3 protein-coding genes are annotated in these 2,180 nt (G+C 27.0%); all 3 read left to right on the top strand.

Annotated features, from left to right (window positions below; all coding sequences use genetic code 11):
• A partial coding sequence (locus BGS40_RS07520) for a motility associated factor glycosyltransferase family protein (protein WP_096738571.1) occupies window positions 1-192 on the top strand: 192 nt, incomplete at its 5' end.
• Complete coding sequence (locus BGS40_RS07515; protein WP_096738570.1) at window positions 189-2,048, top strand: motility associated factor glycosyltransferase family protein; 1,860 nt, start codon at window positions 189-191, stop codon at window positions 2,046-2,048. The genes BGS40_RS07520 and BGS40_RS07515, both read left to right, overlap by 4 nt.
• A gap of 12 nt (window positions 2,049-2,060) precedes the next feature.
• The coding region (locus BGS40_RS09835) for a motility accessory factor (RefSeq protein WP_072217780.1) at window positions 2,061-2,180 on the top strand (120 nt) is incomplete at its 3' end.

Here is a 2,180-nt window from a genome sequence, read left to right as displayed (position 1 = left end):
TTAAATCCTAAAACCAAAGAAGATGCTTTTAATAAAAGTATTCTTTGGATAAAAGAACATTTAGAATTTATGGAATTAGTTTATGGACATATTAAAGCACAAGAAAGTGCTTTGATTAAAAATATACTTCCTTTAGAAGAAAAACTTAAAGAAAGAAAATTAGATAAATGGATGGAAAGGGTGAGAAAGTGAGAGAAGAGCTTTTTTTAAAAAATACTCAAGCTTTGTTTGAGGTCGATGAGTTTTTAGCTTGTACACTAAGATCACTTAAATACTTAACTTTTGCACTTATCCAAGATGAAAATGGAATAAATTTTAAAAAAGATGATATTTTTCTTTATGAAAATCCCAATAAAGAGCTTTTAGAAAACCTTACTCTGTTTAAAACCGAATATAACAAATATCCTGTTTTGTTTTTTTATGGCTTTGGAAATGGAATGTTTTATAAAACTTTATGTAAAAACAAACAACATAAACACATTATCATTTTTGAAGACAATCTTGAAATTTTAACTTTAGCTTTTCATTTATTTGATTTTAGCGAAGAATTAAAAAAAGAACAGCTAATACTTTTTTATACTCCAAATATTAATACAGCACAACTCACCACACTTTTTACTTATGAAATCATTCAAAAAAGTGTAAAAATTTTTAATCTTTTTATCCATAATGATTTTTATCAACAATTTTATAGCACTCAAATACAAAATATAAATACTCAACTGATAGAAATGATACGATTTATCGTTTTAAACAAAGGTAATGATCCACATGATTCTTTAGTTGGAATCAAACATACCCTAGATAATCTCCCTAAAATGTTAAATCATGGAATTTTTCAAGAATTTCTCAAAGAAAGAAGAGCTAAGGTTGAAAATGCTATCATTGTTTCTACAGGACCAAGTCTTATAAAACAACTTCCTTTATTAAAAAAGTATGCTAATAAAGCTACGATTTTTTGTGCAGATAGTGCTTATGTTATCCTTGGAAAATACGGTATAAAGCCTGATTATGTTTGCATGCTAGAACGTGATGATATAGTTTCTAAATGTTTTGATAATGATTTTGGCGATTTTAACAAAGGCATACTTTTCATACTTGCTTCTGTAGTTCATAAAGAAGTATTAAATTTTTTAGAAAAAGATCAAAGAACTTATATGCTTGTACATCGCCCTTTAAATTTTGCAGCTAGTTTAAAACTTGATGAATATGGATATCTTGGAGTAGGACACAGTGTTTCAAATATGATCTATGAACTAGCAGGAGCTTTAAGATTTGAAAATATCATTTTTATAGGACAGGATTTAGCTTATGGCGAGGATGGAAGTTCACATCCTAAAGAGCATATACATGGAAGTCAAAGTGAAGAAATCAGAGGAGAAAAATATACACTAGCTTATGGGGGAAAAGGCAAAGTAAGAACTCAACTCACTTGGAATTTATTTCGTCAAGCTTTTGAAAAAGATATATTTTGGGCAAAAGAAAAACTCAATATCACCACCTACAACTGCACCGAAGGTGGAGCAAGGATAGAAGGAACTATAGAAAAACCTTTTTTATGGGCTTGTGAGAATTTACTTGATAAAGATTTAAATAAACCTTTTGATTTTCCAAAATTTCTAGATAAAAAACTAGCCAAAGAAAAATTAGAAAAAACAAAAAAATATCTCCAAAAAAGCATTTTAGAATCCAAAGAATTTATAAAAAAAACTCAAACTCAGCTTCAAAAGCTTAGATACACTTTAGAAAAAAATGACAAGAATTTTCAAACTCTTGAAAAAATCAAAAATGATCTTTTAAATCTTTTTAAAGAATTTAAAAAACTCAAGCTTTTTAATGAACTTTGTCAAGCTATTTATTTTCATAACGAATGCGAAATTTTAAAATTTGAAGTTTTAAACACAAATAAGCAAAAAGAAAATTTAATAGACTTTTTAAAAATACAACACAATTGGTTTATCCAAGGTTTAGGATATCTTGATACTCAAAACAAAACCATAGAAAAAAGTTTAGAAAATTGGAATTTTGACGATATAATCAAAAAATAATTAGGATTTCCAATGACCTTCACCCCTACTCAAAAAGAACTCTTTAACAAAAACATTGAGGCTTTAAGTAATATTCTTTTAAAAGAAAGTTTAAAAGAAATTAAATCAAGTAAATTTGAACTTATCTTAGGT

Source organism: Campylobacter sp. 107, assembly GCF_002383835.1.
In the GTDB taxonomy this organism is placed as follows: Bacteria; Campylobacterota; Campylobacteria; order Campylobacterales; family Campylobacteraceae; genus Campylobacter_D; species Campylobacter_D jejuni.
Note: the sequence above shows the minus strand (reverse complement) of the source record. Positions and strands in the feature narration are given on the sequence as shown.